This window comes from Pseudomonas sp. CGJS7 (genome assembly GCF_036961695.1).
This window is the reverse complement of the sequence record NZ_JBAMDI010000050.1, coordinates 48,870-72,838: the sequence shown is the minus strand read 5'-3', so window position 1 is coordinate 72,838 and position 23,969 is coordinate 48,870. Positions and strand designations below refer to the sequence as shown.

Annotated in this window: 19 protein-coding genes; 3 read left to right on the top strand and 16 right to left on the bottom strand. The window is 67.7% G+C overall.

Annotated elements, in window-relative coordinates:
* The coding region (locus tag V7787_RS26775) for a heme biosynthesis protein HemY (RefSeq protein ID WP_336090275.1) at positions 1-664 on the top strand (664 nt) is incomplete at its 5' end.
* A gap of 91 nt (positions 665-755) precedes the next feature.
* On the opposite strand, the gene V7787_RS26770 is transcribed toward V7787_RS26775, so the two are convergent.
* The 3 genes from V7787_RS26770 to V7787_RS26760 form a co-directional block, all read right to left on the bottom strand.
* Positions 756-1,319 carry a hypothetical protein gene (locus tag V7787_RS26770; protein WP_336090274.1) on the bottom strand — a complete coding sequence of 188 codons (564 nt, stop codon included), beginning with the start codon at positions 1,317-1,319 and terminating at the stop codon, positions 756-758.
* A 186-nt stretch (positions 1,320-1,505) separates the two neighbouring features.
* Positions 1,506-3,086 carry a CocE/NonD family hydrolase gene (locus V7787_RS26765; RefSeq protein WP_336090272.1) on the bottom strand — a complete coding sequence of 527 codons (1,581 nt, stop codon included), beginning with the start codon at positions 3,084-3,086 and terminating at the stop codon, positions 1,506-1,508.
* 443 nt (positions 3,087-3,529) lie between these two features.
* Entirely contained in the window at positions 3,530-4,264 is a 735-nt protein-coding gene (locus tag V7787_RS26760; RefSeq protein ID WP_336090270.1) for a hypothetical protein, read from the bottom strand.
* Between the two features lie 150 nt (positions 4,265-4,414).
* Between V7787_RS26760 and V7787_RS26755 the strand changes: the two genes are divergently transcribed.
* The gene (locus V7787_RS26755; protein ID WP_336090268.1) at positions 4,415-5,869 is read left to right on the top strand and encodes a sulfatase-like hydrolase/transferase; all 1,455 of its coding nucleotides are present in this window, start codon (positions 4,415-4,417) and stop codon (positions 5,867-5,869) included.
* Positions 5,870-5,991: 122 nt separating this feature from the next.
* On the opposite strand, the gene V7787_RS26750 is transcribed toward V7787_RS26755, so the two are convergent.
* A complete protein-coding gene (locus V7787_RS26750; RefSeq protein ID WP_336090266.1) occupies positions 5,992-7,269 on the bottom strand; it encodes an acetyl-CoA C-acetyltransferase in 1,278 nt (425 codons plus the stop codon).
* Between the two features lie 110 nt (positions 7,270-7,379).
* Between V7787_RS26750 and V7787_RS26745 the strand changes: the two genes are divergently transcribed.
* Positions 7,380-8,303: a hypothetical protein gene (locus tag V7787_RS26745; protein WP_336090264.1), complete on the top strand. Its 924-nt coding sequence runs from the start codon at positions 7,380-7,382 to the stop codon at positions 8,301-8,303.
* A 75-nt stretch (positions 8,304-8,378) separates the two neighbouring features.
* Here V7787_RS26745 and V7787_RS26740 read toward each other — a convergent pair whose 3' ends face one another.
* The 12 genes from V7787_RS26740 to V7787_RS26685 all read right to left on the bottom strand — a co-directional run bounded on the left by V7787_RS26740 (position 8,379) and on the right by V7787_RS26685 (position 23,953).
* Positions 8,379-9,857 carry a hypothetical protein gene (locus V7787_RS26740; RefSeq protein ID WP_336090263.1) on the bottom strand — a complete coding sequence of 493 codons (1,479 nt, stop codon included), beginning with the start codon at positions 9,855-9,857 and terminating at the stop codon, positions 8,379-8,381.
* 17 nt (positions 9,858-9,874) lie between these two features.
* The gene (locus tag V7787_RS26735) at positions 9,875-10,357 is read right to left on the bottom strand and encodes a GNAT family N-acetyltransferase (RefSeq protein ID WP_336090261.1); all 483 of its coding nucleotides are present in this window, start codon (positions 10,355-10,357) and stop codon (positions 9,875-9,877) included.
* Between the two features lie 316 nt (positions 10,358-10,673).
* Complete coding sequence (locus tag V7787_RS26730; RefSeq protein ID WP_336090259.1) at positions 10,674-11,246, bottom strand: superoxide dismutase family protein; 573 nt, start codon at positions 11,244-11,246, stop codon at positions 10,674-10,676.
* Positions 11,247-11,699: 453 nt separating this feature from the next.
* Positions 11,700-13,103 (bottom strand): nitrogen regulation protein NR(I), encoded by a 1,404-nt coding sequence (ntrC, locus tag V7787_RS26725; RefSeq protein WP_336090257.1) that lies wholly within the window; start codon positions 13,101-13,103, stop codon positions 11,700-11,702.
* Positions 13,100-14,155 carry a two-component system sensor histidine kinase NtrB gene (locus V7787_RS26720; RefSeq protein WP_336090255.1) on the bottom strand — a complete coding sequence of 352 codons (1,056 nt, stop codon included), beginning with the start codon at positions 14,153-14,155 and terminating at the stop codon, positions 13,100-13,102. Before V7787_RS26720 ends, ntrC begins: the two co-directional genes overlap by 4 nt.
* Before the next feature lie 166 nt (positions 14,156-14,321).
* Positions 14,322-14,921 carry a hypothetical protein gene (locus V7787_RS26715; RefSeq protein ID WP_336090254.1) on the bottom strand — a complete coding sequence of 200 codons (600 nt, stop codon included), beginning with the start codon at positions 14,919-14,921 and terminating at the stop codon, positions 14,322-14,324.
* A 1-nt stretch (position 14,922) separates the two neighbouring features.
* Positions 14,923-16,749, bottom strand: coding sequence for a S8 family serine peptidase (locus V7787_RS26710; protein ID WP_336090252.1), 1,827 nt, complete (start codon positions 16,747-16,749; stop codon positions 14,923-14,925).
* 96 nt (positions 16,750-16,845) lie between these two features.
* Positions 16,846-17,382, bottom strand: coding sequence for a fimbrial protein (locus V7787_RS26705; protein WP_336090250.1), 537 nt, complete (start codon positions 17,380-17,382; stop codon positions 16,846-16,848).
* A gap of 692 nt (positions 17,383-18,074) precedes the next feature.
* Entirely contained in the window at positions 18,075-20,468 is a 2,394-nt protein-coding gene (locus V7787_RS26700; RefSeq protein ID WP_336090248.1) for an efflux RND transporter permease subunit, read from the bottom strand.
* A 47-nt stretch (positions 20,469-20,515) separates the two neighbouring features.
* The gene (locus tag V7787_RS26695; protein WP_336090246.1) at positions 20,516-21,715 is read right to left on the bottom strand and encodes a hypothetical protein; all 1,200 of its coding nucleotides are present in this window, start codon (positions 21,713-21,715) and stop codon (positions 20,516-20,518) included.
* The gene (locus tag V7787_RS26690) at positions 21,712-22,551 is read right to left on the bottom strand and encodes an outer membrane lipoprotein-sorting protein (protein ID WP_336090245.1); all 840 of its coding nucleotides are present in this window, start codon (positions 22,549-22,551) and stop codon (positions 21,712-21,714) included. The genes V7787_RS26695 and V7787_RS26690 overlap by 4 nt, the downstream gene beginning before the upstream one ends.
* A 91-nt stretch (positions 22,552-22,642) precedes the next feature.
* Positions 22,643-23,953 (bottom strand): aminotransferase class I/II-fold pyridoxal phosphate-dependent enzyme, encoded by a 1,311-nt coding sequence (locus V7787_RS26685; protein ID WP_336090244.1) that lies wholly within the window; start codon positions 23,951-23,953, stop codon positions 22,643-22,645.
* Between the last annotated feature and the right edge of the window lie 16 nt (positions 23,954-23,969).

Here is a 23,969-nt window from a genome sequence, read left to right as displayed (position 1 = left end):
CGAGGCCTACGGCCTGCTCGGTTCGCTGCGCCAGCAAGGCGCGTGGCCGGCCGAACGCCTGGGCCGGCTGGAAGCGCAGTGGGCCGAAGCCGCGCTGCGCGAAGCCGCCGACGCCAACGTGCTGGCCGATCACTGGGAAACCCTGCCCAAGCCGCTGAAGACCGAACCGGCCGCGGTCGCCGCCTACGCCGAACGCGCGGCGGCGCTGCGCTGGGAAGAAGCCGCGGCCAAGAGCCTGGAACAGGCATTGGATGCGCGCTGGGACGAATCCCTGGCCGCGCTCTACGGCCGCCTGCCGATCGGCCGCCTCGACGCGCGCCGGGCCCAGGCCGAACGCTGGCTCGCCGCTCATTCCGGCAGCCCGGGTCTGTTGCTGAGCCTGGCCCGGATCGCCCGCGCGCAGGGCCAATGGCCGCAGGCCGAGGCGTATCTGCATCGCGCCCTGGCCCAGGGCGCCAACAGCGAGGCCTGGGAAGAACTCGGCCACGGCTTCGCCCAGGCCGGCGATGAGAGCCGCGCACGACTGAGCTACCTCAACGCCCTGCGCGCCGCGCGCGGCGAAGCGGCCACCGAGCTGCCCGGCCGCGATCTGCGCCAGAAGCTGTTCGACGAAGCGGTGATCGAGGAACGCGACGAATTCGGGATGCCGCGGCTGCGCGGCTGAGCCGTTCCCGCTGCACCGATGAAGCAACGGCCGCCTCGTGCGGCCGTTGGCTTTTTTGCGCAGGGCTGCGCCGCGTCGAAGCGCTCGCGCTTCAGCGATCGGTGCCGATGAACCTCGGCAGACTGTCGAGAAATTCCGCGCCGCAGCCGCCGAACCGCGCATAGCGTTCGGAAATGCGCTTGGCGTGGACGATACGTCCGCCGACGATGGAGACGATCGTCGCCGCCAGCAAGAACAACCCGCTCAGCCCGAACAAAGGCGCGCCGGCTTCATCGACCAAGGCGTAGACGAACAAGCCGGCGCCGGCGAACAGGCAGAACACCGACGTCGCGATCATCCGCGTACGCCGCTGGCGATGCTCCGCGCACAAGCCCAGGCTCAACGCCGAGCTTTTGCGCATGATCATCGCCACGATGATGTAGATCAGCAGGTTGAACAGGATCAGCAGATACCAGCCGGCGCTGTGCCAGTAATAGGTCTTGGTCTTCAGCGGCGTCTGCGCGGCGCTGTTGCACTTCACGCAGCGCGGCGGCAGTTTCGCGTTTTTCAGCGTCACCAGATCGGCGCCGTCGCGCCACGGACCGAAACGATCGTCGGACTCGCCGGCCGCGCCGACGAGCGCGCTTTGCGGCGCCTGATAAGGATTGAACGTCATGGCCGGGTCTCCTTGCGCATTCGTCGCGCGCGGCCCCCGGCCCCCTGCCCGGCGCTGCGCCCGCGGCGAACTCCCCGCGCTTCCCCGGCGCCATCGTATCGGTGCGCACGCGGCATGCAACAGGCCCGCGCTCGCAAGAACGGCGCCCGAAGGCGCCGTTCCGGTTGCCGCTCGCGTTGTCGACGGTCAGCGCAACGGCACGGTCAAGGTCGAAGGATCGTTGGCCGGCGAGCTGAAGCTCACCGTGCCGCCGATGCGGCTGGCGGTGGTGTAGCGCGGGTCGGTGGTGTCGACCACCAGCACCAGACGGCGGCCGGCCGGGATGTCCCAGCTGGTCGCTTCCAGGCGCAGATCCACCGCCTGCGCCACGCCCGCGCGCGCGCCGCGCAGCGAGTACGGCTTGTGGCTCAGCAGCGAGCCGTTGCCGAGCAAGTCGACGCTGTAGAGGTAGGCGAACAAGGTCACCTCGCTCTGGCTCGGGGTGACGGTCAGATGCAATTGCGGCATGCCGCTGAGCTGCTGGCCGGTCCAGGACATCGGCGTCTGCCACACCGCCGCGCCGGCGCGCGCGACCAGCGGGATCGATGCCTGCGGCGCGACCTGCACCGACTGCAGAAAACCGCTGACGAAGGCCACGCCGGAATCGGCCAGGGTCGGCAGGCCGGTGAGGATGCTGTGGTTCCAGCCGGTGCTGGGCTGGCTCTGCAGATTGCCGGTCGGCGCGATCAAACCGCTAGGCCGGCTCAACGCGAACACGGTGGCGCCGCGCTGCACCGCGTTCCAGTCGGCGTAGCCGCGCCAATCGCCGCCCTGCGATTTCAGCCGCACCGGCGATTCGCGTTCGACTCCGTTGGCGATGCCCTTGAGGTGGCGGTCGAACCAACGGCCGGCCGCGTCGTAGATCTCATTGGGCAAGCCCAGCGCGCCGGGCGCTTCGACGGTGGCGTGGTCGCCGTGACTGAAGAGCAGTTGCTTGGGCCCGCTCAGACGGTTGTAGAAATCGATGAACTGACCCGGCGGGAACAGGCTGTCGTTGAACGCATTGGCCAGCAGCACCGAGGTGCCGTTGCGGTTCAAGGCGTCCACGCCGGTGGCCGGGCTGCGCTCGGGCACGATCGGCAACAGGCCGCCGACCGCGCCGTCGAAATCGCCCAGGGCGATGCGCGCGGTGGCGGTGGCCAGCTCCGGACCCGGCCGGCCGGTCAAGGCGCCGGCGACGACCAGCAAGGCCGCGCCTTGTTGGCTGACGGTGCGGTTGGCGTAGAGCGAGGCTTCCAGATCGGCCCAGCCGCTCAGCGCGGCCACCGACTTGATCCGCGGATCGCGCTCGGCCGCCAACAGGCTGATGCCGGCGCCGTAGGAAATGCCGCTGGCGCCGATCTTGTTCGGGTCGGCGGGGGTATGCGCCAGCGCCCAGTCGATCACCGCGCTGACGTCTTCGACCGTACCCGGCCCGGCGATGTCGATCTTGCCGGCCGAATCCCAGAACCCGCGCGAGGTGTAGCTGACGACGACATAGCCCTTGGACGCCAGGACGCCGCCGCGGCCGACGTATTCCAGGTTCGGCGCGGCCCAGCTGGCCGGCATCACCAGCAGCGGGAACGGCCCCGGTCCCTGGTCCTTGGGCACCATCACGAAGGCGCCCATTTCGGCGCCGTCCCAGCCGGGAATGCGCTGGTAACTTCCGCTGAATCCGCCCGCGAACGCCGGAGCGGCGAACGCGGCCAACAACAGGCACGACAGCAACCACGTACTGAGCTTGCGCATGAGTTCGTCCCCTCCCAAGGACTGTCCCGCACGGTAGATACGTTTGCGTATGGTTTGCAGCGAATCGACCGTACCACCGCGAATGGATGCACAACAACTGTGCCTCCGGAGCAGTTTCATGAACCTGGGGAATGGGGGTCACAGATTGTGGTGTGGGGTGGTCGGGCCTCTGACCGGCGGTGGTTGGACGGGAAGATGAATCCGGCGGTGGCGTACTGACGAATAAGGCTGGGCGTCTGCATCAGCGAAACCGAGCGCGTGGAGACTTTAGCGTCACCCACCAAACCGTCATTCCCGCGAAGGCGGGAATCCAGTGCCTTTCGTGCGAAAGCTTTTGAAGTCTCTGGATTCCCGCCTTCGCGGGAATGACGTTCTGGAAGGATCGCGCTGAAGGCTCTTGGCTCTGGAACCTCGCCTTCGCGGTAACGACGCACGCGGGGAAATCAGAAATCAACGATCTCCCCATCCTCATCCAACCGCGCATGCGCCACGCTGCGATCGCGGATCAGGCGCAATTGCGCATCGACCACCTTGCGCATGTACGCGGCGACGTCCGCGTCCTCCTGCTTGCCGGGAAACCCGCGGTCGGCGCGCAAGCCTTCGAAGGTGGCTTGAGCTTCGTCGAAACGCCCAAGCCGGCGCTGCAATTCGCCGACCAGCATGCGCGAGTGATACGCGCGGTCGCTGCCGGCCTCGCGCAAGGCGCGGCGCTGCCAGACCTGCAAGGCCTCGGCGGCGTAACGCGGGTAACGCGAGCCGGCTTCCCAGGTGGCGCTGAGCAGCACGTTGGCGATCGCGTCCTCGGACTCGCCCATGAACGCCATCTGCTTGGCCAATCGGTAGTACGGCGTGTCGTTGGCGATCCAGCCGCGAAAGTCGTCCGAATCGACGAAGCCGCGCAAACGCGTCAGTTCGGCTTCGCTGTACTTGCGCGATTGATCGGCGACGATGAAGCCGTTGCCCGGGCACACCGGCAACGGTGCGGGCGAGGCGATCGCGCCGAAGCGCTGGGTGTCGAAGTACGTGCCGAACGAGGTGCCCGAGACCATCACCCGCGAGGGGAACGGCTTGCCGTCGATCGGGCAGGTGATCTGCATCTCCACGATCCTCATCGCCGGCGCCGCCAGCGGCGACAGGCATAAGGCGAGAACGAAGGCGTGACGGGTCGAAAAGCGCATGACAGTTCCTTGTCGTGACGGAACGCACATCTTGCCTCAAGCCGGGCGGACAAAGCAGCCGGCCGCAGTCCCCTGCCCGGCGCGCTTCGCGTTTGAACCTGCATTCCCAGCCAAGCACGCCGGCGCCGCCGGCCTCAAAGGAGCCAGGCCATGGTGCTCAGCGATCTGTTCGCCGACGGCAAGCGACCCAACCTGCTGCTGATCATCACCGACCAGGAGCGCAGCCTGGCGCAGTGGCCGGCGAGCTATCAGCCGACACTGGCGGCAAAGCTGCCGGCGATGCAGCAACTGGCCGGCAACGGCCTGAACTTCGCCAACGCCTTCACCGGCGCGTGCATGTGCTCGCCCAGCCGGGCCACGTTCCTGACCAGCCAATACCCGTACGTGACCGGCTGCACCCAGACCGGCGGCAACCCGCTGCCGTTGCCGGCGAAGTTTCCGAACCTGGCCAGCGTGTTGAGCGCGGCCGGCTACGGTTGCTACTGGATCGGCAAATGGCATCTGCTCGGCGGCGAGGAACCGGGCAGTTCCAGCAGCGATCTGGCGCCGTGGGGGTTTTCGACCTGGGATCCCAACGATGCCGGCATCACCCTGGGCACCACCTATCTCGGCGGCGGCACCATCGACGGCGCGCCGGGTTCGCCGAACCAGAACGATCAGCGCTATCTGAGCGACGCGCTGGCGTTCCTGGCCGATCCGCCGGCCTCGCCGTATTGCCTGGTGGTGTCGCTGGTCAATCCGCACGACGTGCATCTGGGCTATTTGAATCAGGCGTCGAACTACTACGAGGCGACCACCTACACCGCCACCGGCGCGCCGATTCCGGCCAACGCCAACGAAAACCTGTCGAGCAAACCGCGCGCGCAGTCCAGTTACACCTTCGCTCGCATGAGCCACGGCAACGGCGCCAGCGAACAGGATTTCGTCGATTTCTATGCGTATCTGGTCGAGTACGTGGATTCGCAGATCAAGCAGATCCTCGATGCGATCGGCGCCGAGCAACTCGATCAAACCTTGATCGTGCGCTTCGCCGATCACGGCGAACTCGGGCTGTCGCACGGGTTGGTGGAGAAGTTCGTCAACGCTTACGACGAAGCCATCCACGTGCCGCTGCTGTTTTCCAACCCGCAGGTCTGGCCGCAAGGCGCGACGACCCAGGCCATGGCCAGCTCGGTGGATCTGCTGCCGACCTTGGCGAGTCTGTTGGGAGTGAGCGCGCAGTTCCCCGATCTGGCCGGCGCCGACCTCAGCGGCGTGTTGGACGGCGGCAGCAACGGCGTGCAGGACTATGTCCACTACACCTACGACGACATGTTCCAGAGCGGGCCCAGCGTGATCCGGGCGATCCGTTCCAGCCAGTGGCTGTACGCGGTGTATGTGCCGGCGACGGGTTCGCAGAACCTGGGCGGCGATTGGGAGATGTACGACTTGTCCGCCGATCCGCAGCAGGACACCAACCTGGCGGGCAATCCGGATTACGCCGAGCAGCAGGCGATGCTGGAGGCCGAGTTGGCGGTACAGATGAAGGAGAAAAACACTACGCCGCCGGGGTGGCCGCCGCAGTACATCGCGGGGCAGAGTCGCGGTGGGCCGGTGCAAGCTTAGATTCGGCTCCCTCTCCCGCCTGCGGGAGAGGGTTGGGGTGAGGGCACGCAGGCAACCTACTCGCGCGCGCCCTCATCCGCCCTTCGGGCACCTTCTCCCGCTAGCGGGAGAAGGGAAAGAGCTCAGCGCTCCAGGATCGCAACCACACCCATACCGCCAGCGGTACAGATCGAAATCAAACACCGCCCACCACCGCGCTGCTTCAGCTCCTTCGCCGCAGTCGCCACGATCCGTGCACCGGTCGCGGCAAACGGATGCCCCGCCGCCAGCGAAGACCCGTTCGGATTGATCTTGGCCGGATCAATCTTGCCCAACGCCGCGTCCAGACCCAGGCGGTTCTTGCAGTAGTCCTCGCTCTCCCAAGCGCGCAAGGTGCACAGCACCTGCGCGGCGAAAGCCTCATGGATTTCGTAGATATCGAAATCCTGCAAGGTCAGCCCGTTGCGCTTGAGCATCTCCGGCACCGCCACGGTCGGCGCCATCAACAGGCCCTCGCCGTGGACGAAGTCGACCGCCGCGACCTGCGCGTCGCGCAAGTAGCACAGCACTTCCAGGTTGTGCGCCTGGGCCCATTCGTCGGAGGCCAGCAAGCACGCCGCCGCGCCGTCGGTCAGCGGGGTGGAGTTGGCCGCGGTCAGGGTGCCGCGGCCGGAGGTCTTGTCGAACGCAGGCTTGAGCGTGGCCAGCTTCTCCAAGGAACTGTCGGCGCGCAGGATGTTGTCGCGCGCCACGCCGCGGAAGCTCACCACCAGATCGTCGAAGAAACCGCGCTCGTAGGCCGCGGCCAGCTTCTGGTGCGAAGACAGCGCCCATTCGTCCTGCGAATCGCGCGAGATGTTCCACTGCTTGGCCATGTCCTCGCAGTGATCGCCCATGCTCTTGCCGGTGCGCGGCTCGGCCACGCCGGGGAACTCGGGCTTGAGCTCGCGCAGGTGGAAGCCCTTGAACGCGGCGATCTTGTCCTTGGTGGTCTTGGCCCGCGCGGCCTGCAGCAAACGCCGGCGCAGGCTGCGGCCGTAGACGATCGGCACGTCGGAGGTGGTGTCCGAACCGCCGCCGATGCCGGCTTCGATCTGGCCGGTGGCGATCTTGTTGCCGATGGTGATGATCGAATCCAGCGAGGTGCCGCAGGCGCGCTGCAGGGTGATGCCCGGGGTCAGCGGCGACAGCCCCGAGGACAGCGCGGCTTCGCGACCCAGGTTCCAGTCGCTGCTGTGCTTGATCACCGCGCCCATCGCCACTTCGCCGAGCTGTTGGCCGTGCAGGCCGAACTTCTCGACCAGCGCGCCCAGCGTCCGCACCGACATGCCCAGGTTGCCGACATCCGCATAGGCGGTGTTCTGGCGACAGAAGGGAATACGCACGCCGCCGAGCACGGCGACGGGACGGTTTTGACGCATCGGCAACACCTCTCGAGGGTTCTCGCGCAGGGCCCGCCATGGCGAAGCGGGCATAATGGGGCTCAGTGTAGCGCCGCGCACGCGCTCTACCAAACGCCAGCGTATCCTCGGTGACCATGACCTCTGCCAGCCCCTCCTCCAGCGCCTCCGGCGCGCCCCTGCACGTCCTCGGCGCACTCGCCCTGGAGCTCAAGGGCGACGCCTCGGTGGCCCGCAGCGCCCTGCCCCGCCAGGACGCCGGCGCCTTGTCGGAGAAGATCGCCCGCGACCTGGCCGGCTTCGCCAAGGACACCGCCGCGCTGGACCTGATCACGGTCGGCGCCCACTACGACCCGGTCGAACTGCTGCGCCCGGGCTGGCCGCTGCACCGCGAGCTCGACGACCTGGCCGCACGCGCCCCGCGCGAGCGCGGGGCCGAACAGGCCGGCCGGGTCATCGCCTTCGGCGCCCACGACGCCCAGTTGCCCGGCGCGCTCAGCCCCTCGCCCGACTACGCCGGCGGCCCGCTGCGGCTGGTGCCGTTCGCGCTCAGCGGCGACGCCGAACTGGTCGCCCGGGTCGGCGAGATCCTGGAAACCAGCCTGCTCGAACGCGGCATGGCCGGCGCCGACACCGCCCTGGCCGCGCAGGAAGCCTTCGGCCTGCAGGTCGAACACGCGCGCTACCTGACCGTGCACGACCTGGCCGCGATGATGGCCATGCAGTACGACCACGCCGGCCTGGGCCCGCTGTGGCCGCTGCTGGAAACCGCGCTGCTGCAGCCCGACGGCGAAGAATGGCTGGACGCCCCGCCCGAACCGCTGGTGCATTACGCCGACGGCGAGGCCCGCATCGCCCTGTTCTCCCCGGCCGCCTGGCATGCGCGCTACGCGCCCGAGGCGCCGTGCGACACCGACGAATGCCGCGACAAGCTCAACCGCCGCTATCAGCATTTCGAAGCCCGGCTCAAGCAGATCGCCGCGGTGCTGGGCGCGCATGGGGTGCCGGTGACGTTCGTGCATTGCGATGGGGCGCCGGAGCCGGGGCAGTTGTGAGCCGCCAACGGGCCTGAACCCTCGGCGCATCGCGCCAAGGGTGCCGGGTCTTCGAGCGTTGCGACGCCAGCCGGTTCAGAGCTTCAAGCGGCCGGCCAACTCGCTGCACTTTTCGAACAACTGCGGATTGCTCCAGGCTTCCATCATCGGCGGCCCATCGATCTTGGCCAGCAGTTCGGCCAGCTTGTCGCGATCCTGCGCGTCGCAGGCGAAGCGGGCGTAGTTCTGCAGGTTCCACTGATCCGGATAACGCTGGATCACGTCATCGAAGCCCTGCTTCATCCGCTCCCAGCGCACGCCGGTGGCTTTGAACAGATTGAAGCGGTACGTGTCTTGCGCCGCGTACCAATAGATCCGCGCGTACATACCGGCGCCATCGGTCCGCTCGGTGCGCTGCGCCGCGGCCTCGGCGAATGCTTCGATGTGCTCGACGCTGCCGTGCCACTTGGGCATCAAGGTGGTGAACATCGCGAAGTAGCTTGGGTAATAGCCCGGAAATGCGCGCTCGCCTTGTTCCAGCACCGTCAGGTGGTCGCCGCCGCCATCGCTGCTGCGCAAGGTCTTCAGCAATATCCAGTAGTACTCCGGCGCGCGCGACGCGACCGCGCGCTCTCGGTCGAGATACTTCGCAGTGCGCGCGATCAGCGCCTTGAACGGCTTCCACACCTGCTTAGGCGTATTAACGGCGTAGCGGCCGCCGCGAACCTCCCAGGCGTGGTCGAACAGAATGTGAGCGTGCAACAACCGCGGCAGCGGCGATTCGGGCGACTTGCGCGCCCAATCCAAGGTTTGCTCCTCCACCGTTTTCCAACGTTGCGCTTGCGCATTCTCCGGCACGTTTTCGAGCAAGCCGGTACCCACACCGGAAAAGAACAACCCGCTCATCCACAGACCGCTGGGCGTGCGCCGGCGCTGGGCCACATAGTCGCTGAAGATGGTTTCCGCCTCGCGCAGACGCCCCTGCTTGACCAAAGCGCGTCCTTGAAACTCCAACGCATCGCGCACTTGTTGTTCGCTGCCCTGGAGCGCGGGCCGGGCGGTCGCCGGATCGAGCAATCGGCGTTGCTCTTCCTGCTTCGCCGCCAATTCCGCGGCCGCGGCCTCGGCTTTCTTCTGCTCCGAGTACGTGTGCATGTCGGCGGACATCGCCTGCCGGCGCTTGAGGTTCTCGATCAGCTCGTTTCTGCGCGCCGCGCCACGCGCCTTGGCTTCGGCCAGTCGCGCTTTCGCTTGGGCGGCGCGGGCGGCCGGATCGGAACCGGCTACCGGCGCGACCGCAGGCAGAGGTGGCTGGGCGCCCGGCGCATTCGCCGCGGCGATCCGCGCATCGGACTCGGCCAACCAAGCCTGCGCCACGGCGATCCGCGCGGCGGTCGCGGCCGAGCCGGTGCTTTCCGACGGCGCCTTGGGCGGCGAGGTTCCGGTTGGCGAGGTCGCAGGCGCGACGCTCGACGATGATGGCGAGACGACAGGGTCGACCGGCGCGGCGCGCAGCGGCGAGCCGATCAGACACACACCTAGCAAGGCAGCCGCGGCGGCTTGTTTTCCGTCCATGGAATCTTTTCCTTCAGTCAGAATTCGGATTCGTAGATCCAGTAACCGGCATCGTCCATCCCCAGCGACCGGTACGTGCTTTGCGCGGCGATGTTCTCGCGTTCCACATACAGCCGCAAGCCGATCACGCCGGCGGTCGCCTGGGCCAATGCGGCGACGTGCCCGTGCAAGGCGTTGTACACCCCCTGCCGGCGATGCTCCGGCGCGACGTACACGCTCTGGATCCACCACCAGTCGCCGTTGCGCCAGTCGCTCCATTCGTGGGTGAGCATCAAGGTGCCGGCGGGGACGGCGATGGTTTCCTGGCCGGCGACGTCGGCTTCGCGCATGGCGATGAAGTAGCGCGCCTTGGCCGCGTCGGCCAGGGCGGCTTCGACGCCGGCGTGGACGGTGGGCGGGTCCAGGCGCTTTTGTTCGCTTTCCCAGGCCATCTCGATCATCCATTGCGCGATCAGGTCGCGGTCGGTGACTACGGCTTCGCGGATGCGGATGCGGTTCATGGCGGTAACGGAAGTAGTGGGGAGTCCTTGAGTCTGACAGCAGCGGCGCGAAGTGGCGCACGGGGATCGCTGTTTCTGACGACCTCAGCGGTCGTACCCGCGACCGCTCGATCAGGGACGCGCTCGCAGGACGCGCATTGACGGACGCCAGGGCGTGTTGCGCCCTGGCGCGGCTGCGCAGACTTCGGTTGCAGGTCTGGGTGAAGCCCTGGATCCCCGCATTCGCGGGGATGACGTCTTCGAACGGGGATGACTTCTTGAAGCCGCGATCGCTGCGGCAGGAGCGGACATCGGCCGCGCGGCCGACGTCCCGACCTCAGCGCGCGACCTTGATGATCCCGCAGGCCAGTCGCGCGCCGGCGTTGCCGGCCGGCTGGCTCTTGTAGTCGTCGGCCGAGGCGTGAACGATCACCGCGCGCCCAACCACGTCGTTGGGCGCGCCGCCGCCCAGGGTCACGCCGCTGGCGTGGGCGTCGACCTTGGCCACGCCTTCGCTGTCGGCGACCAGATTGTTCATGTCGCCGGCGTGATGGGCGCCGTGATCGACCTGGCCGTGCGGCTGGCCGGCGGGATTGAAGTGGCCGCCGGCGCTGCTGGCATCGGCGGCGCTGCAATCGCCCTTCTCGTGGATGTGGATGGCGTGGGTGCTGTTGGGCGTCAGCCCGCCGATCTCGCCGGTCAGATGCACGCCGTCGCCCATCGGACGCAAGCTCAGCTTGCCGCTGACCAGGCTGCCGGAGGCCGAGGCCAGCACCACCGTGCCCGCTTGCGCGGTCGATACCGGCTTGGGCGCGGGCGGCGTCGGGGTGGGCTTGACGGTCTGCCCGCCGCAAGCGGCGAGCGCGGCCACGGCGGCGGCGATGGTGGCGGTGCGAAGCAAGGTCTTCATGCGCGACTCCTGGTCGTCGGCGCCGCCGCGGCGACGCCTGCTCTGTGTGTGCCGACGCTAGTCCCGCATAAGTTCAGCGCGAGTGAAACGCGCGTGGCGATGCGCGGAACCGCGTGGCGGCGGTGGCCGTACCGGACGATTATGGCCGCGGTCGCCGGCGCTGGCGCATAGGGCGAAGGAATTCGCCAAGCTAGGCATCGTAGCGGCGGGGCGATGCCAGTTCGGCGATGTGCATGCGTTTCCGAACAGTGCCGGCAAGCGTTGCAACGGCGCGATTGAAGTGGCGCGGTCGCGGCTCGCGCCGCTCCTACAGGTAGGCCATGCGGCCACGCGGCGACTGTTGGGCTCCTTGCGAGCCAGTGCATCCGCCGCAAGCCGCTGTAGGAGCTGCGCGAGCTGCGACCGCGAAGCCGCAACGATCGCGCAAGCAGCGACCCAGCCGAGCCGCCACGATCAAGGCTTGCGCTTGCGCCCGGAGCCCAGCTTGCGGGTCAGCGTGTTGCGGCCCAGTCCCAGCCGCGCGGCGGCTTCGGTGCGGCGCCCGCCGGTGTGGGCGAGCGCGGCTTCCAGCAGCGCGCGGTCGAAGCGTTCGCGCGCGTCGGCGTGCAGATTCGCGCGCCCCTCGGCCAGCTGCGCGCGCGCCCAGGCCGACAGCTGCGCTTCCCATTCGCCGGCATCGTCGGCGCGCGGCGCGGCGACGCCGAGCACTTCGTCCAGGTCTTCGCCGGTGATGGTCTCGCCCGGCGCCAACGCGGCCAGGCGCCAGCACACGTTCTCCAGCTCGCGCACGTTGCCGGGCCAGTCGTGGGCCAGCAAGCGTTGCAACGCGGGTTTGGACAAGCGCTTGGGCGGCGCGGCGAAACGCAGCGCGGCGGCGGCGAGAAAACGTTCGGCCAGTTGCGCCACGTCGCCGCGGCGTTCGCGCAACGGCGGCAGGCGCAGGCGCACCACGTCCAGGCGATGCAGCAGGTCGGCGCGGAAGCGGCCTTCCGCGACCAGCGTTTCCAAATCCTGATGGGTCGCGGCGATCACCCGCACATCGACCCGGATCAACTCGCGGCCGCCGACGCGGAAGAACTCGCCCTCGGCCAGCACCCGCAGCAAACGCGTTTGCAACGGCAACGGCATGTCGCCGATTTCGTCGAGAAACAGGCTGCCGCCGTTGGCCTGTTCGAACCGGCCGATATGACGCCGCTGCGCGCCGGTGAACGCGCCGGCCTCGTGGCCGAACAGTTCGCTTTCCAACAGCTCGGCCGGAATCGCCGCGGTGTTGAGCGCAACGAACGGCTTGCCGGAGCGCGGCGATTCGCGATGCAGCGCGCGCGCCACCAGTTCCTTGCCGGTGCCGGTTTCGCCGGTGACCAACACCGACAGCGGCGCCTGCGCCAGGCGGCCGATCGCGCGGAACAAGGTCAGCATCGCCGGGGTGTCGCCGATCAGGCTGTCGTCGGCCGCCGGTTCGGCCGCGGGCGTGTCCTGTGCGGGTTCGGACGCGGCCAAGGTGCGCGCGGCCAGCGCCACCGCCTCATCCAGGTCGAACGGCTTGGACAGGAATTCCTGGGCGCCGCCGCGGAACGCGCCGGCGGTGCTGGCGACGTCGGTGTAGGCGCTCATCACCACCACCGGCAGCGACGGCGCGCGCGCCTTGAGTTTTTCCAGCAACACCAGGCCGCCGTCGCCGGGCATGCGCACGTCGGTGAACAACAGATCCGGTGCGCCGCGTTGCGCCAACGCGTCCAGGGCGTCGGCCGCATTCTCGAAACCGTCGACCGCGTAACCGGCCTCGCGCAGCGCGGTCGACAGGACGAAGCGGACCGAACGGTCGTCGTCGACGACCCAAATGCGCGCCGCGCTCATGCCGCGTCCTCATGGGGTTCGATGTGCATCGGCAGCAACAGGGTGAATACGGTGTGGCCCGGACGCGAGCGATACGCCAGCGAGCCGCGATGTTCGCGCGAGACTTGCTGGGCCAAGGCCAGACCCAGGCCGCTGCCCTCGGCGCGGCCGGACACCAGCGGCAGGAACAGCTGCTCGGCCAGTTCGTCGGGCACGCCGCGGCCGTCGTCGATGATTTCCAGGCGCAGCGCGATCGGATGCGCGGCGTCGGCGATGCGCACGCCGTGCTCGATGCGGGTGCGCAAGTGGACGTGGGTCGCGCCGGCCTCGATCGCGTTGCGGACCAGATTCCATACCGCCTGCATCAGCCGGTCGGCGTCGCCGTCGAACTCGGGCAGGCTGGGATCGTAATCGCGCACCAGCCGCACCGCCCAACCGCCGTCGGCCTCGGCCAGACGCAGCACCCGTTCCAGCACGGCGTGGATATTGAGCGGCGCATGCGGCCGCGGCGGCGCCGGGGTCAGCAAGCGGTCGACCAGACCGGTCAGGCGCTCGACTTCGCTGTCGATCAGGCCGATCAGCTCGCGCGAATCGGCGTCCTCGATGCGGCGCGCCAACAACTGCGAAGCGCCCTTCAATCCCGCCAGCGGATTGCGCAACTCGTGGGCCAAGCCCTTCAACGACGCCGACAGCGCCGACGGCAACAACAGCGCCGGATCGTCGCCGGGAAACTCATCGACCGGGTGCGCCTCCAGCAACCAGCCGCCGTTGTCGCGGCGGCTCAGCCAGACATCGGCGAACCGGTCCTCGCCGTCGGCATAACGCAGCCGCATCCGCCGCATCCGCAGCGGCGCCTCATCGCCGCCCTCGCGCGCCAAGGCCAGCGCCAGCCGGCCGTCGCCCGCGTCCAGGCCGGCCAGCGGCCAGCCCAGCAAGCGCCGCGCGCCGATCCCGAACCAGCGCGAGAACGCGGTATTGCAGCCGCTCAGCGCCCCGGCCGGATCGCTCCAGGCCAGCGGCGTGGTCAGGCTGTCCAGGCTCAGATCGGCGGCGGGCTGGGGGTCGGAGGGCATTGCACCATGGTAGTGCAAAGCCCCGCGGCCAGTCGAAGCAAAGCCCGGCTCATCGACAGCCGGACGCTCGGCCTCGCAAACCCTCCCGGAGCGTGGACAAGCTCCGGTTGGTACGAGGAATTCCCGCCGGCGCTCCTTCGCCGACGGGATACTGCAGAGTTGCGATTCAGCGACTCATGATCTGGTTCTGGATGATTTCGGGGCTGACTTCCTTGACCGCCTTCGCGCCCTGGATCCGCTTCATCGCGGCCAAAGCGGCATCCACCGACGCGTATTCGATCACCGCGTTGCCGCCGAGAGCCGAGGAGTACGTCACCGTGCCGCCGGTGTCGCGGGCGAGCGCGGCGACCGCGCCGATATCGCTGACGTAAACGTTGAGCCGCTGGGTCACCAGCACCGTCCGGCCGCCTTCGTCGCCGACCGCCGCGCCGAGCGTGCCGCCCGCGGCGACCGTGCCCGCGGCCGAAGATGGCTGGGTTTGCGAATCGCGCTTTGCGCGACCGCTGGACGTCGATGCCGGCGGTGGCTGCAGTTTCACTTCATACCCGGCGACGACCACGTCCTTGCTCGGATCGGTGGTTTCGCTGACCGGCGTGGCGACCGCCGCCGGAGCGACGCGGAAGGTCTGGCTGCCGACCCGGAACGCGTCGCCGGTGGCGGCCAGTTCGAGCTCGGCTTGCTTGGTGTAGGTCTGGGCCTGCGCCGGAAGCGAGGCGGCGATGAAAGCGGTCAGCGCCAGGTACACAAGAGTCTTATGGTTGGTCATGTTAGCGCCCCAGAACGCGGAGTTTGAACGAGGTCAGGTTGCCGGCCGATGCGGCGCCCGCGGCGAGCGGAATGTCGGCCACTTCCAGCGTCCAGTTGCCGGTCGCGTCTTCGTCGAGGAAGGCGTTGCTCGCGGCCAAGTCCAGATTGAATACTGCGCCGCCGCTGGCCACGGCCATCGATGCCGGCACCACCACGCTTCGCGTTCCTCGCGGCGAGACCAGCGTCACCGACAATGGCGACGGCGAAGACTTTTGACCCACTGCGGGCGCCGCGACGACGTAGTCGGTTGTCAGACCGATCTGCACGCTTTCGACCCTGCCGATGCCTGCGACCGGCAGGCTCAGGCGCGCCGGCGCTGCAGCGTTGCCGATCGCCGAGGTCTGCGCCGCGGTGCGCTGCCAGCCGCTGTCGACCAGCGGCGCCAACGACTTGAAGCCGGTGGCCCGGGTTACCGCCGCGGTGGCGTCGACCAAGCCGTAGCCATACCAATTGCTGAAGAAGTAACCGGCGCCGTTGCGCGTCCAACCCGGTACCAGCACGGTGCCGTCGGCGGCGGTGGCCGCGGGCTGATCCGGATGCACGCGGCGCGCGGTCGTGGCCAGGATGTACTTGACGTCGCGATAGGTCAGCTTGGGATTGGCCTGCAGCATCAGCGCGACCACGCCGCTCACCGTCGGCGTCGCCGCGGAGGTGCCGTTCATTTGACCGGTGTAGTTGCAGGTAGCGTCGATCGCCGAGCCTGAGGTGGCCAGGCGATTGCTCGTCAGCGCGTTGGTGTTCATGCCGAGCGCGCAGCCAGCCAGGTCGGTGCTGACGATCGCCGGGTCGAACTGCTCAGGCCCCAGCAACGCATCGATGCGCGCCGCCGGAATTCCGCCGTCGAGCAAGGATTGCCGCTGGAAGCCCGACTCGCCGCCCAAGCCCGACACCCACAGCGCCGAGCCGGGCGTGGAGTAGCTGGCGCGACGCCCGGCCGCGTTTACCGCGGCGATGGTCATCACGTTGAACAGATTGTTGCGCGGGTCCAGGAATGCCTGCATGCAACCGACGTTGCGCTGCTTGGTCTCGTCGGTACAGGCCGCCGAATCCTTGTTGATCGAACTGAAGTCATTGCCGGCGGCTTTGATATAGATCGTACCCAGACCGTTGCGCGTGGCCGTCATCGGCCGCTCCCACGCGGCGACCTCGTTCTCCGAAAACGCCTCCGGCCATGCCGACATACCGCCCCAACTGTTGTTGGAGACCTGCACGTCCTTGGACTCCACGCCATCCCACCAGGCGTAGCGGACGTTGTCGTAGGTGGCCTCTGCGTGGCTCTCTTCGCCGGCCGCATTGACGTCCGTGGTGACCAGAAAGTTGAAGCCGCGCAGCTTGACGCCCGGCGCCACGCCGCGCACGCCGACGCCGTTCCAACCGACCGCGCCGATGATGCCGCTGACCGCGGTGCCGTGGCCGTCCTTACCGAAACTGTTGGGGCCGGTGTCGTGCTCGCCGCGAGTGGCGGTGACGAAGAAATTCTTGGATCCGTTCGGGACCACGTTGGCGGCCAGATCCGGATGATCGATCTCGAGCCCGTCGTCGAGCACTCCGATAACCACGTCCTTGCCGCGGATGTTGTAGTCGTGCAGGTCGTCGATGCCCAGGTCGACGGCGAAAGCGGGCCGGGTATCGGCCAGCACGCTCTGGCCGTAGTTCATCAGATGCCACTGATAGCGATACAGCGGATCGCCCAGTTGCGCCTGCGCCTGCGCCTGCGCGGCTCCAGACGATAGAACGGCCAGGGTGGCCAGGCACAACGCCGTCTTCCTGTTCCAATGTTGTCGCATACCGCAACTCCTCGGGTTGTTTCGAACATGCCGCGCCCGTCGCGGCTGGAGCGCAGCTCCAGCCGTCGTGGGTAGCGCACGGGTTGGAGGGGGGGATTACTGGTAGATCAGGGTGAAAGTGACGCTGCTGTTGGCCGCGCCGGCGGTGGCGGCGCCGGTGGCGACGTACTGCGCGTAGTAGCGCAACGCGGCGCCGCCGTTTTCCACCGCGACCGACTGGGTGTTCTGCAGTCCCAGCGGATTGCCGAGCAACACTTGCGAGTGATCGGCATTGAGCAGTTGCAACTCGACGTTGCCGGCGTTGCCGGTAGCGCCCTGCAAGCTCAGGTTGTTGCTGCTGGTGTTGACGGTCGGACCCGGCTCGAAGTAGGTCTGGACCTGGGCGGTGGTGGCATCGCAATCGGCGACGCGGATGACGAAGGGCGTGCGTCCGGCGGTCTGGCCAGCGCTGGCGAGCGCGGACACCGCGACCGCAGGCAATTTGACCCGGATGTCGGCGGGCGTGGGCCCGTTGGTGAGCACACAAGTCGGCGCGATCACCGATCCTTCAATGCGGACGGTGCCGTCGCTGGCCAACGCCGCCGCGGGCGCGATCGCCGACGACATCAAAATCAGAGCGAGAAAACGCTTCATTTCGACTTTTCCTCATAAGTGACGCCTGGAAACCATGCAAGAAAGCGCCCAATCGACGTCCACGCGACTACAGGCGCGGATCGACATCCGAACCGAAGCCGCGAGAGTGATTGAAAGTGCTTGCGCGACGCTTAGGTCGACTGACCGCTTGATGCATGGCACATGCCATAGATAAACGCACCGGGCATCACGCCCCCTACCAATGCGGCGACCTGTTGCGGTCAGCAACCCAAACGGAAACCAGGTAGGGATATTCAACTTCTTCGCGTTGTCGTCGCCGCGTTCTTTTTGAGAACGCCCCTGATCCAAAGCGCTGGGAGGCGATGGCCATCGGCATTGGGAAAACGACCGAAACAAGCGCCGCACATCGGACTCGGCCGCGCGCATTCCAAACGATACTGGACGAGGTTTTTCGCCGCCGGTTCAAGGCCGAAGGCCAAGCGGCCTGGTATGGACCAGGCGGTCGCTGCAAGCCAAGGCGCAGGAGCCAAACCATCGCGCCTGATAGTTTTTCTTGGCCGGCGCCCAGCGAACGACGGCGTTTACACGCTCACCTCCGCCCAAACGCACTGACCGCGGGACGTCCATGTCCCAACCACGCGATGGTTCCCACTGCATTGAGCGGCCGCAGCTTGGGCATCGGATCGAACGATGCCCAATGGCAGCGCAGCAAACAGCGCGCAAGCCTTTCGCTAAGCCCTTACAACCTCTGCCTCCGGCAATGCCGGCTCGCGCTTGCCGCCACCGAAGCTGAGCAAAATCGAAGGAATGAAAAGAAGGTCGAACAACACCGCGATCAAAATCGTCACCGAGGCCATCAAGCCCATCCAGGCGTTGATCTGGAATCCGGAGAACGCCAGGCAGGCGAAGCCGGCCGCCAGCGCCAGGGTCATCGCGATCATGCCCGGGCCGACGATCTCGAACGCACCGCGCACCGCCGCTTGCGCCGACAAGCCGTCCTCTCGCCGCAAGCGCGAGTAGGTGGTGAGCATGTGGATGGTGTCGTCGACCACCACGCCGAAGGTCACCGACGCCACCGTCGCCACCGCCATGCCCACTTCGCCGTTGACCAGCGCCCACGCGCCCAAGGTCGCCAGCGACGGCACGAAATTGGCGATGGTGCCGATGATGCTCAGGCCGAGCGAGCGGAACGCGATCAGGAAGATCAGCCACACCACCAGCACGCCGCTGAACACGCCCTTGAGCATTTCCTGGATGTTGCGGTTGCCGATGTGGGCGAACAGCAGCGAGGTGCCGGTGCCGCGCGCCGAGGCGGCGATCAGCGGGGTGTTCTGCTCGGCCCAGACCTGCGCGCGCGCCTGCAGGTCGGCCATCGCCGCGGTCGATATGTCGTCGAGATTGACCGACAGGCGGCTGGCGCGCTTGTCGGCGGTGAGCTGGTTCTTCAGATCGGTGCCGAACGGCAGCGACATTTCGTACAGCGCCAGATACTGGGCCGAGGTGTCGCGCGAATCGGGCAGCCTGTACTGCGATTGATCGCCGCCGTTCATGGCCCGGTTGATGGTCTTCATGATGTCGGGCAGGCCGTGCACGTGGGTCACGCCGGGCTGGGTGCGCAGCCATTGGGCGAAGCGGTCGACCTGCTGCAGGTAGTCGTCGCGGGCGATGCCGTCGGCTTCGCCGGAATCCAGCGAGAACTCCAGGGTGTAGAAGCCGCCGAGCTCCTGGTTGAGCCGGTCGGTGGCCTGACGGAAGCTGTAGCTGTCGTCGAAGTAGCGCACGTAGCGGTCGTCCAGGCGGTTGGTGAAGGCGAACGCGCTCAGCGTCGCCGCCACCGCGACCACCGCCACCAGCACCTGCCGCGGACGCTTCATCACCATGCCGGCGACGCGAATGCTCAGGGTCTCGGCCGGCAAGGCCTTGGCCGGGCCCTTCCACGGCAGCACGCACAGCAGCGCCGGCAGGAAGGTCACGGTCAGCGCCCAGGTCAGCACCGAACCCAGGGCGACGATGATGCCCAGGTGCGCGAACGGCGGCACCGCGCTGAACACCAGCGACAGGAAGCCGATCGAGGTGGTGATGGTGGTCAGGGTGACCGGCCACCAGCATTCGGTCAGCACCTCGCGCACCGCGTCGCGCCGGCTCAGGCCTTCGCGGCGCAGGCGCATCATGCCCGAGCACAGGTGGATGCAGTCGCAGCAGGCGATGGTCAGGATGATGTTGGGCGCGATCACGCTCGGCGAGGACAGCGGCACGCCGAGCAAGGCGGCGGTGCCCAGCGCGCTCACCGTGCCCAGCGCGATCACGCACAAGGTCGCCAGCGCGCCGGCGGCCGAACGCAGCACGAACACGATGATGCCCAGCAGCACCAGCACCATCGCCGGCAGCAGCACCGAACTGTCGAAGGTGCTGGCCTCGACGAAGGCGTGATCGAGCGCGATCGAGCCCGACAGGCCGATCTCAAGATCCGGGTGACGCTTGGCGAAGTCTTCGACCAATTGCTTGCCGGCGGTCATCGCCGTCATCGTCTGATCCGACACGGTCTTGGGATCGAAGCGGAAATTCACCGCCACCAACCCCAGACGCGCGTCGCTGGCCAGCATCCGCCCGACCAGCAGCGGTTCCTTCAAGGCCTCGCCTTTAAGCCGCGCGGCGTCCTGATCGGTGAGCCGGTCGCCCGAGCGCGCGAGCTGGTCGATTTCGATATCGTCGCCGACCGCCAGGGCGCGCTGGAAATTGGTCAGCGAGTCCACGCGTTTGACGTCGGGCAATTTCCACGCCGCGTCGGTGAGCTCGTTGATCGCGGCCAGGCGCTTGGCGGTGAACAGATCGCCCTCGCGCGCGCCGATCACGAACACCAAGGTGTCGTCGCGGCCGTAGGTGGCCTCGAACTTGTCCAGCGCCACCAGGTCCGGATTGGTTTCGGCGAAGAACACCCGGCTGTCGCTGCGGAAGGTCAGCTGGGCCATGCCGGCGCTGAGCGCGGCGGCGGCCAGCACCGAGGCCAGCAACACCCACCAGGGGTGACTGGTGACCCAGGCCGCGTAGGCATGCAACAACGCGCGCATGCGGCCGGCCGGCGGGCGCCGCGAAGGGTCGTGACTGGCTGCGGAGTGGCTGCTCATCCTTGCGATCTCGTAATGGGGTTGGGGTGGTCGGTCTTGATGCGCGGTCAGAAGTACCAGGCGAAACCGATCTTCAAATGGGTGTCGCGTTCGAAACCGCGCAAGGCTTGGTCGCGTTGCGCGTCGAAGGCCTTGATCAACGACAGCGACAGCACCGCATCGCCGAGCACGCGCCGCTGGGCGCGCACATCGAGCAGATTGGAATGGCGCTGCAAATCGTAGGTGCTGCGCAGTTCCAGCACGGTGTCGTGGGCGTCGTTGCAGGTGTAGCGCGCGCCGAGGAACACATCGCGCTGGAACGGGGTCAGCGGCGCGGCGGCGTTGCGGGTGTCGGCGTAGTACTCGGCGTACAGGGCCAGATCACCGGCGCCGCCGGCGAACTTGCTGAAGCCGGTTTCCATGCCGATGCCGCCGCCCCAGAAATCGTCGGTGCCGCCTTGCTGCCGGATCACTTCGGCCTTGAACACGCTGTCGCCGGCCACGTACTGCGCTTCCAGCCCGGTCTGGCCGATGCGTTCGTACACCGCGCGGAAGCCGCGCAGGCCTTCGCCGCCGAGCAGCGGCTGCAGCACCGGTTCGCGCGCGGGCCCGGCGTATTGCGAAAGCGCCAGATCCAGCGAACCGAGACGGAACTTCGCCCGCATCGCCAGACCCGGCGCCCAGCGCCCGCGCTCGAAGGTCTCCTCAAGGATCGGCGCCGGCAAGGCGCGCAGACGATCCTCGCCTTCGCCATAGCGGCGGCCGCGCGCATAGGTGGTGGCATAGAACGACAGCAGCGTGTTCTCAAGCTGCAAATTGGCGACCGCGCCGGGCTGGCCCAGTTTGACGTCGCCCTGGAAATCCTCGGCCAGATCGCGCTGGTTGATGATGTCGACCGGGTTCCAGGCCTCCAGCACACCCCAGGTTTCGGCCAGCACGCCGAGCTTCCATTCGGTCTTGCCGCTGTCCCAGCGCACCGTCGCCTGGCGCACGTCGCCGCGCGCCTCGTGCGAGCCGCGCGGCGCCAGACGCCCGAACAGATCCAGATCCAGCCGCGCGCCGCCCTCGGTTTGCCCCGATGCGTTGAGGCTCACGTAAGCCGACCCCTGGGTGCGCTCGCGATCCTGATCGGCCAGCGCCGGCGCATCGGCGTACACCCGCGCCTCGCCGCCGACCGAACCGCGCAGGCTCGCGGCCTGCGCGACGGACGTCAGCGACAGCATCGCCGCGCAGGCCAGCCAAACGGCCGGCGTCGGCGCCTGCCTCATCGCGACCAGGACTCCATGCGCGCGTCGGTCAAGTCGCCGGCCTTCAAACCGGTCTTGAAGCGGTACTTGTCCCAGGAAATTTCCGACACCGCCTTGTCGAGCAGATTGGTCATAACGATGCGGGTCGGGCGCCAGAACTTGCCGTCGAACTTCTGGTAACCGTGGAAGTCCAGGCGCTTGAGCTCACGCCCGCTCTTGTCGAAATAGACGATGCGCACCGGCTGCCAGATCCGCGGATCGATGGTCTCGACCAGCTTGGAATAGCCCGAGTACTCGTACTTGGGCAGATTGGCGATGGTGTGGCAGGTCGTCTTGGGCTCGCCGCAGGGTTCGTCGCGGACGAACTCGTAGTCGTAGTTGGCCAGTTCCCAGGTCGCGATGTCCTCGTAGGAGAACTCCGAACCAGCGAACGAGCCGGTCTTGTCGCGCGCGGCCAGACGCTTGACCCGCTTGGCCGCGGGCAGATAGATCCACTGGTCGTCGGGCGCACCGGCGTTGGTGAAGGTCAGCGAGACGAAGCCGGCCAGATCGCGCGGCTGCGAAAACACCACCAGACGCTTGTCGCCGCCGTCGCGCACTTCCAGCGTGTTCATCTCGAAACTGCGCTCGGCGGTGGCGCCGCCGGGACGGCGCAGGGTCATGCGGCCGTTGACCACGTAGTCGGCGAAGCCGGCGTCGTTGCGATCAACCGTGCCGGCGATTTCGCGACCGCGCTTGATCTGCTCGGAGACCGGCGCGGCCGCGGCGGGCTTGCCGGCGTCGGCGGCGAGCGCCGGCTGGGCCGAGGCCAAAACGGCGAGCGCGATCAGCGCGGCCGCGTTGAGCGTCCTTTTCATGTGGGTTCCTTTATCTAAGGGGAGACAAAATCGATTACCGAAATTCAAGCGGCCCGGCCGCAACGGGTCGGGCCGCACCGTTCGCGCACGCTCAGGCCGCATCGGCGGCGACATTCGCCGCGAGCAGGTCCAGGGTGTGCTCGAACATCGCCTCGTTGTGCTCGGCGCTGATGAAGCAACGCAGACGCGCGGCGTCGCGCGGCACCACCGGGTGCATCACCGCATGCGCGACCACTCCGTTCTCCAACAGCATCGACATCAGCTGCAGGGCGCTCTCGTCCTGAATCATCAACGGCACGATCGGCACGCCGGCCAGGCAGGTGCGCGCATCCAGGCCGCGTTCCAGGGCCATTTCGCGGAAACGCCGCGCGTTGTGTTGCAGGCGCACCACCCGCTCGGGCTCGGCCCGGGCCAGCCGCACCGCAGCCAGCGCGGCGGCGGTGTTGGCCGGGCTGATGCCGGTGCTGTAGAGCAACAGGCCGGGGCAGAAGTGATGCAGCAGTTCGATCAACTCGCGCTTGCCGGCCAGGAAGCCGCCGCAGCTGGCGAAGCTCTTGGACAAGGTGCCGACGATCAGATCGATTTCGCCGGTGTCGATACCGAAGTGCTCGCACACCCCGCGTCCGGTGGCGCCGACGGTGCCGCAGGAATGGGCCTCATCGACCATCAGCCAGGCGCCGTGCCGGTTCTTGATCTCGACCGCGCGCGGCAGGTCGATCAGATCGCCGTCCATGCTGTAGGCGCCCTCGACCAGGATCAGGGCGCGCCGGTACTGGCCGCGGTTCTCCTTAAGCAGACGGTCCAGCGCGTCCATGTCGTTGTGCGGGAACGCGATCCGCCGCGCGCCCGACATCACCGCGCCCATCACCCCGCTGTTGTGCATGTATTCGTCGTGCAGGATCAGATCGCGGCGGTCGAGCAGATAGCCCACCGCCGAGACGTTGGCGCTGTAACCGCCGACGCCGACGCTGACCGCCTCGAAGCCGGTGAACTCGGCCAGCTCGGCTTCCAGTTGCGCGTGCAGCTCGATCTCGCCGCCGACCATGCGCGCCGCGCCGGCGTGGCAGCCGTAGCGGTCGATCGCATCGTGCACGGCGTGCTTGACCCGCACGTCGTGCGACAGGCCCAGGTAGTTGTAGTTCGAATAGGTCACGTAATCCTGGCCGCCGATGCGCAGGCTGCCGGTGACCTCGCCGCTGCGCGGCAGGAAGTACGGATTACGCAGGCCGCTGCCTTCGTGGTACAGCGAGCGCAGGCGTTGCAGCAAGGCGTGTTCGGGGTAGTCGGCGACGCTCGGCGGCAGCAGGTTCTGCGCCGCCGGCGCGACCGGCGCGTTGTTGGCGATGCCCGAGCGGACTTTGCCGAGCAGCGCGTCCAGTGCGGCTTTGGAAGTAGTGGACATTGAGGTCGTCCTTGGC

What these genes read in the sequence shown, in the direction of transcription:
- V7787_RS26755 (WP_336090268.1), top strand. Translation starts at nt 4,415, where the DNA reads ATGGTGCTCAGCGATCTGTTCGCCGACGGCAAGCGACCCAACCTGCTG.
- V7787_RS26685 (WP_336090244.1), bottom strand. Translation starts at nt 23,953, where the DNA reads ATGTCCACTACTTCCAAAGCCGCACTGGACGCGCTGCTCGGCAAAGTC.
- V7787_RS26710 (WP_336090252.1), bottom strand. Translation starts at nt 16,749, where the DNA reads ATGCGACAACATTGGAACAGGAAGACGGCGTTGTGCCTGGCCACCCTG.
- V7787_RS26700 (WP_336090248.1), bottom strand. Translation starts at nt 20,468, where the DNA reads ATGAGCAGCCACTCCGCAGCCAGTCACGACCCTTCGCGGCGCCCGCCG.
- V7787_RS26735 (WP_336090261.1), bottom strand. Translation starts at nt 10,357, where the DNA reads ATGAACCGCATCCGCATCCGCGAAGCCGTAGTCACCGACCGCGACCTG.
- V7787_RS26720 (WP_336090255.1), bottom strand. Translation starts at nt 14,155, where the DNA reads ATGCCCTCCGACCCCCAGCCCGCCGCCGATCTGAGCCTGGACAGCCTG.
- V7787_RS26715 (WP_336090254.1), bottom strand. Translation starts at nt 14,921, where the DNA reads ATGACCAACCATAAGACTCTTGTGTACCTGGCGCTGACCGCTTTCATC.
- V7787_RS26740 (WP_336090263.1), bottom strand. Translation starts at nt 9,857, where the DNA reads ATGGACGGAAAACAAGCCGCCGCGGCTGCCTTGCTAGGTGTGTGTCTG.
- V7787_RS26690 (WP_336090245.1), bottom strand. Translation starts at nt 22,551, where the DNA reads ATGAAAAGGACGCTCAACGCGGCCGCGCTGATCGCGCTCGCCGTTTTG.
- V7787_RS26770 (WP_336090274.1), bottom strand. Translation starts at nt 1,319, where the DNA reads ATGACGTTCAATCCTTATCAGGCGCCGCAAAGCGCGCTCGTCGGCGCG.
- V7787_RS26765 (WP_336090272.1), bottom strand. Translation starts at nt 3,086, where the DNA reads ATGCGCAAGCTCAGTACGTGGTTGCTGTCGTGCCTGTTGTTGGCCGCG.
- V7787_RS26705 (WP_336090250.1), bottom strand. Translation starts at nt 17,382, where the DNA reads ATGAAGCGTTTTCTCGCTCTGATTTTGATGTCGTCGGCGATCGCGCCC.
- V7787_RS26730 (WP_336090259.1), bottom strand. Translation starts at nt 11,246, where the DNA reads ATGAAGACCTTGCTTCGCACCGCCACCATCGCCGCCGCCGTGGCCGCG.
- ntrC (WP_336090257.1), bottom strand. Translation starts at nt 13,103, where the DNA reads ATGAGCGCGGCGCGCATTTGGGTCGTCGACGACGACCGTTCGGTCCGC.
- V7787_RS26695 (WP_336090246.1), bottom strand. Translation starts at nt 21,715, where the DNA reads ATGAGGCAGGCGCCGACGCCGGCCGTTTGGCTGGCCTGCGCGGCGATG.
- V7787_RS26760 (WP_336090270.1), bottom strand. Translation starts at nt 4,264, where the DNA reads ATGCGCTTTTCGACCCGTCACGCCTTCGTTCTCGCCTTATGCCTGTCG.
- V7787_RS26750 (WP_336090266.1), bottom strand. Translation starts at nt 7,269, where the DNA reads ATGCGTCAAAACCGTCCCGTCGCCGTGCTCGGCGGCGTGCGTATTCCC.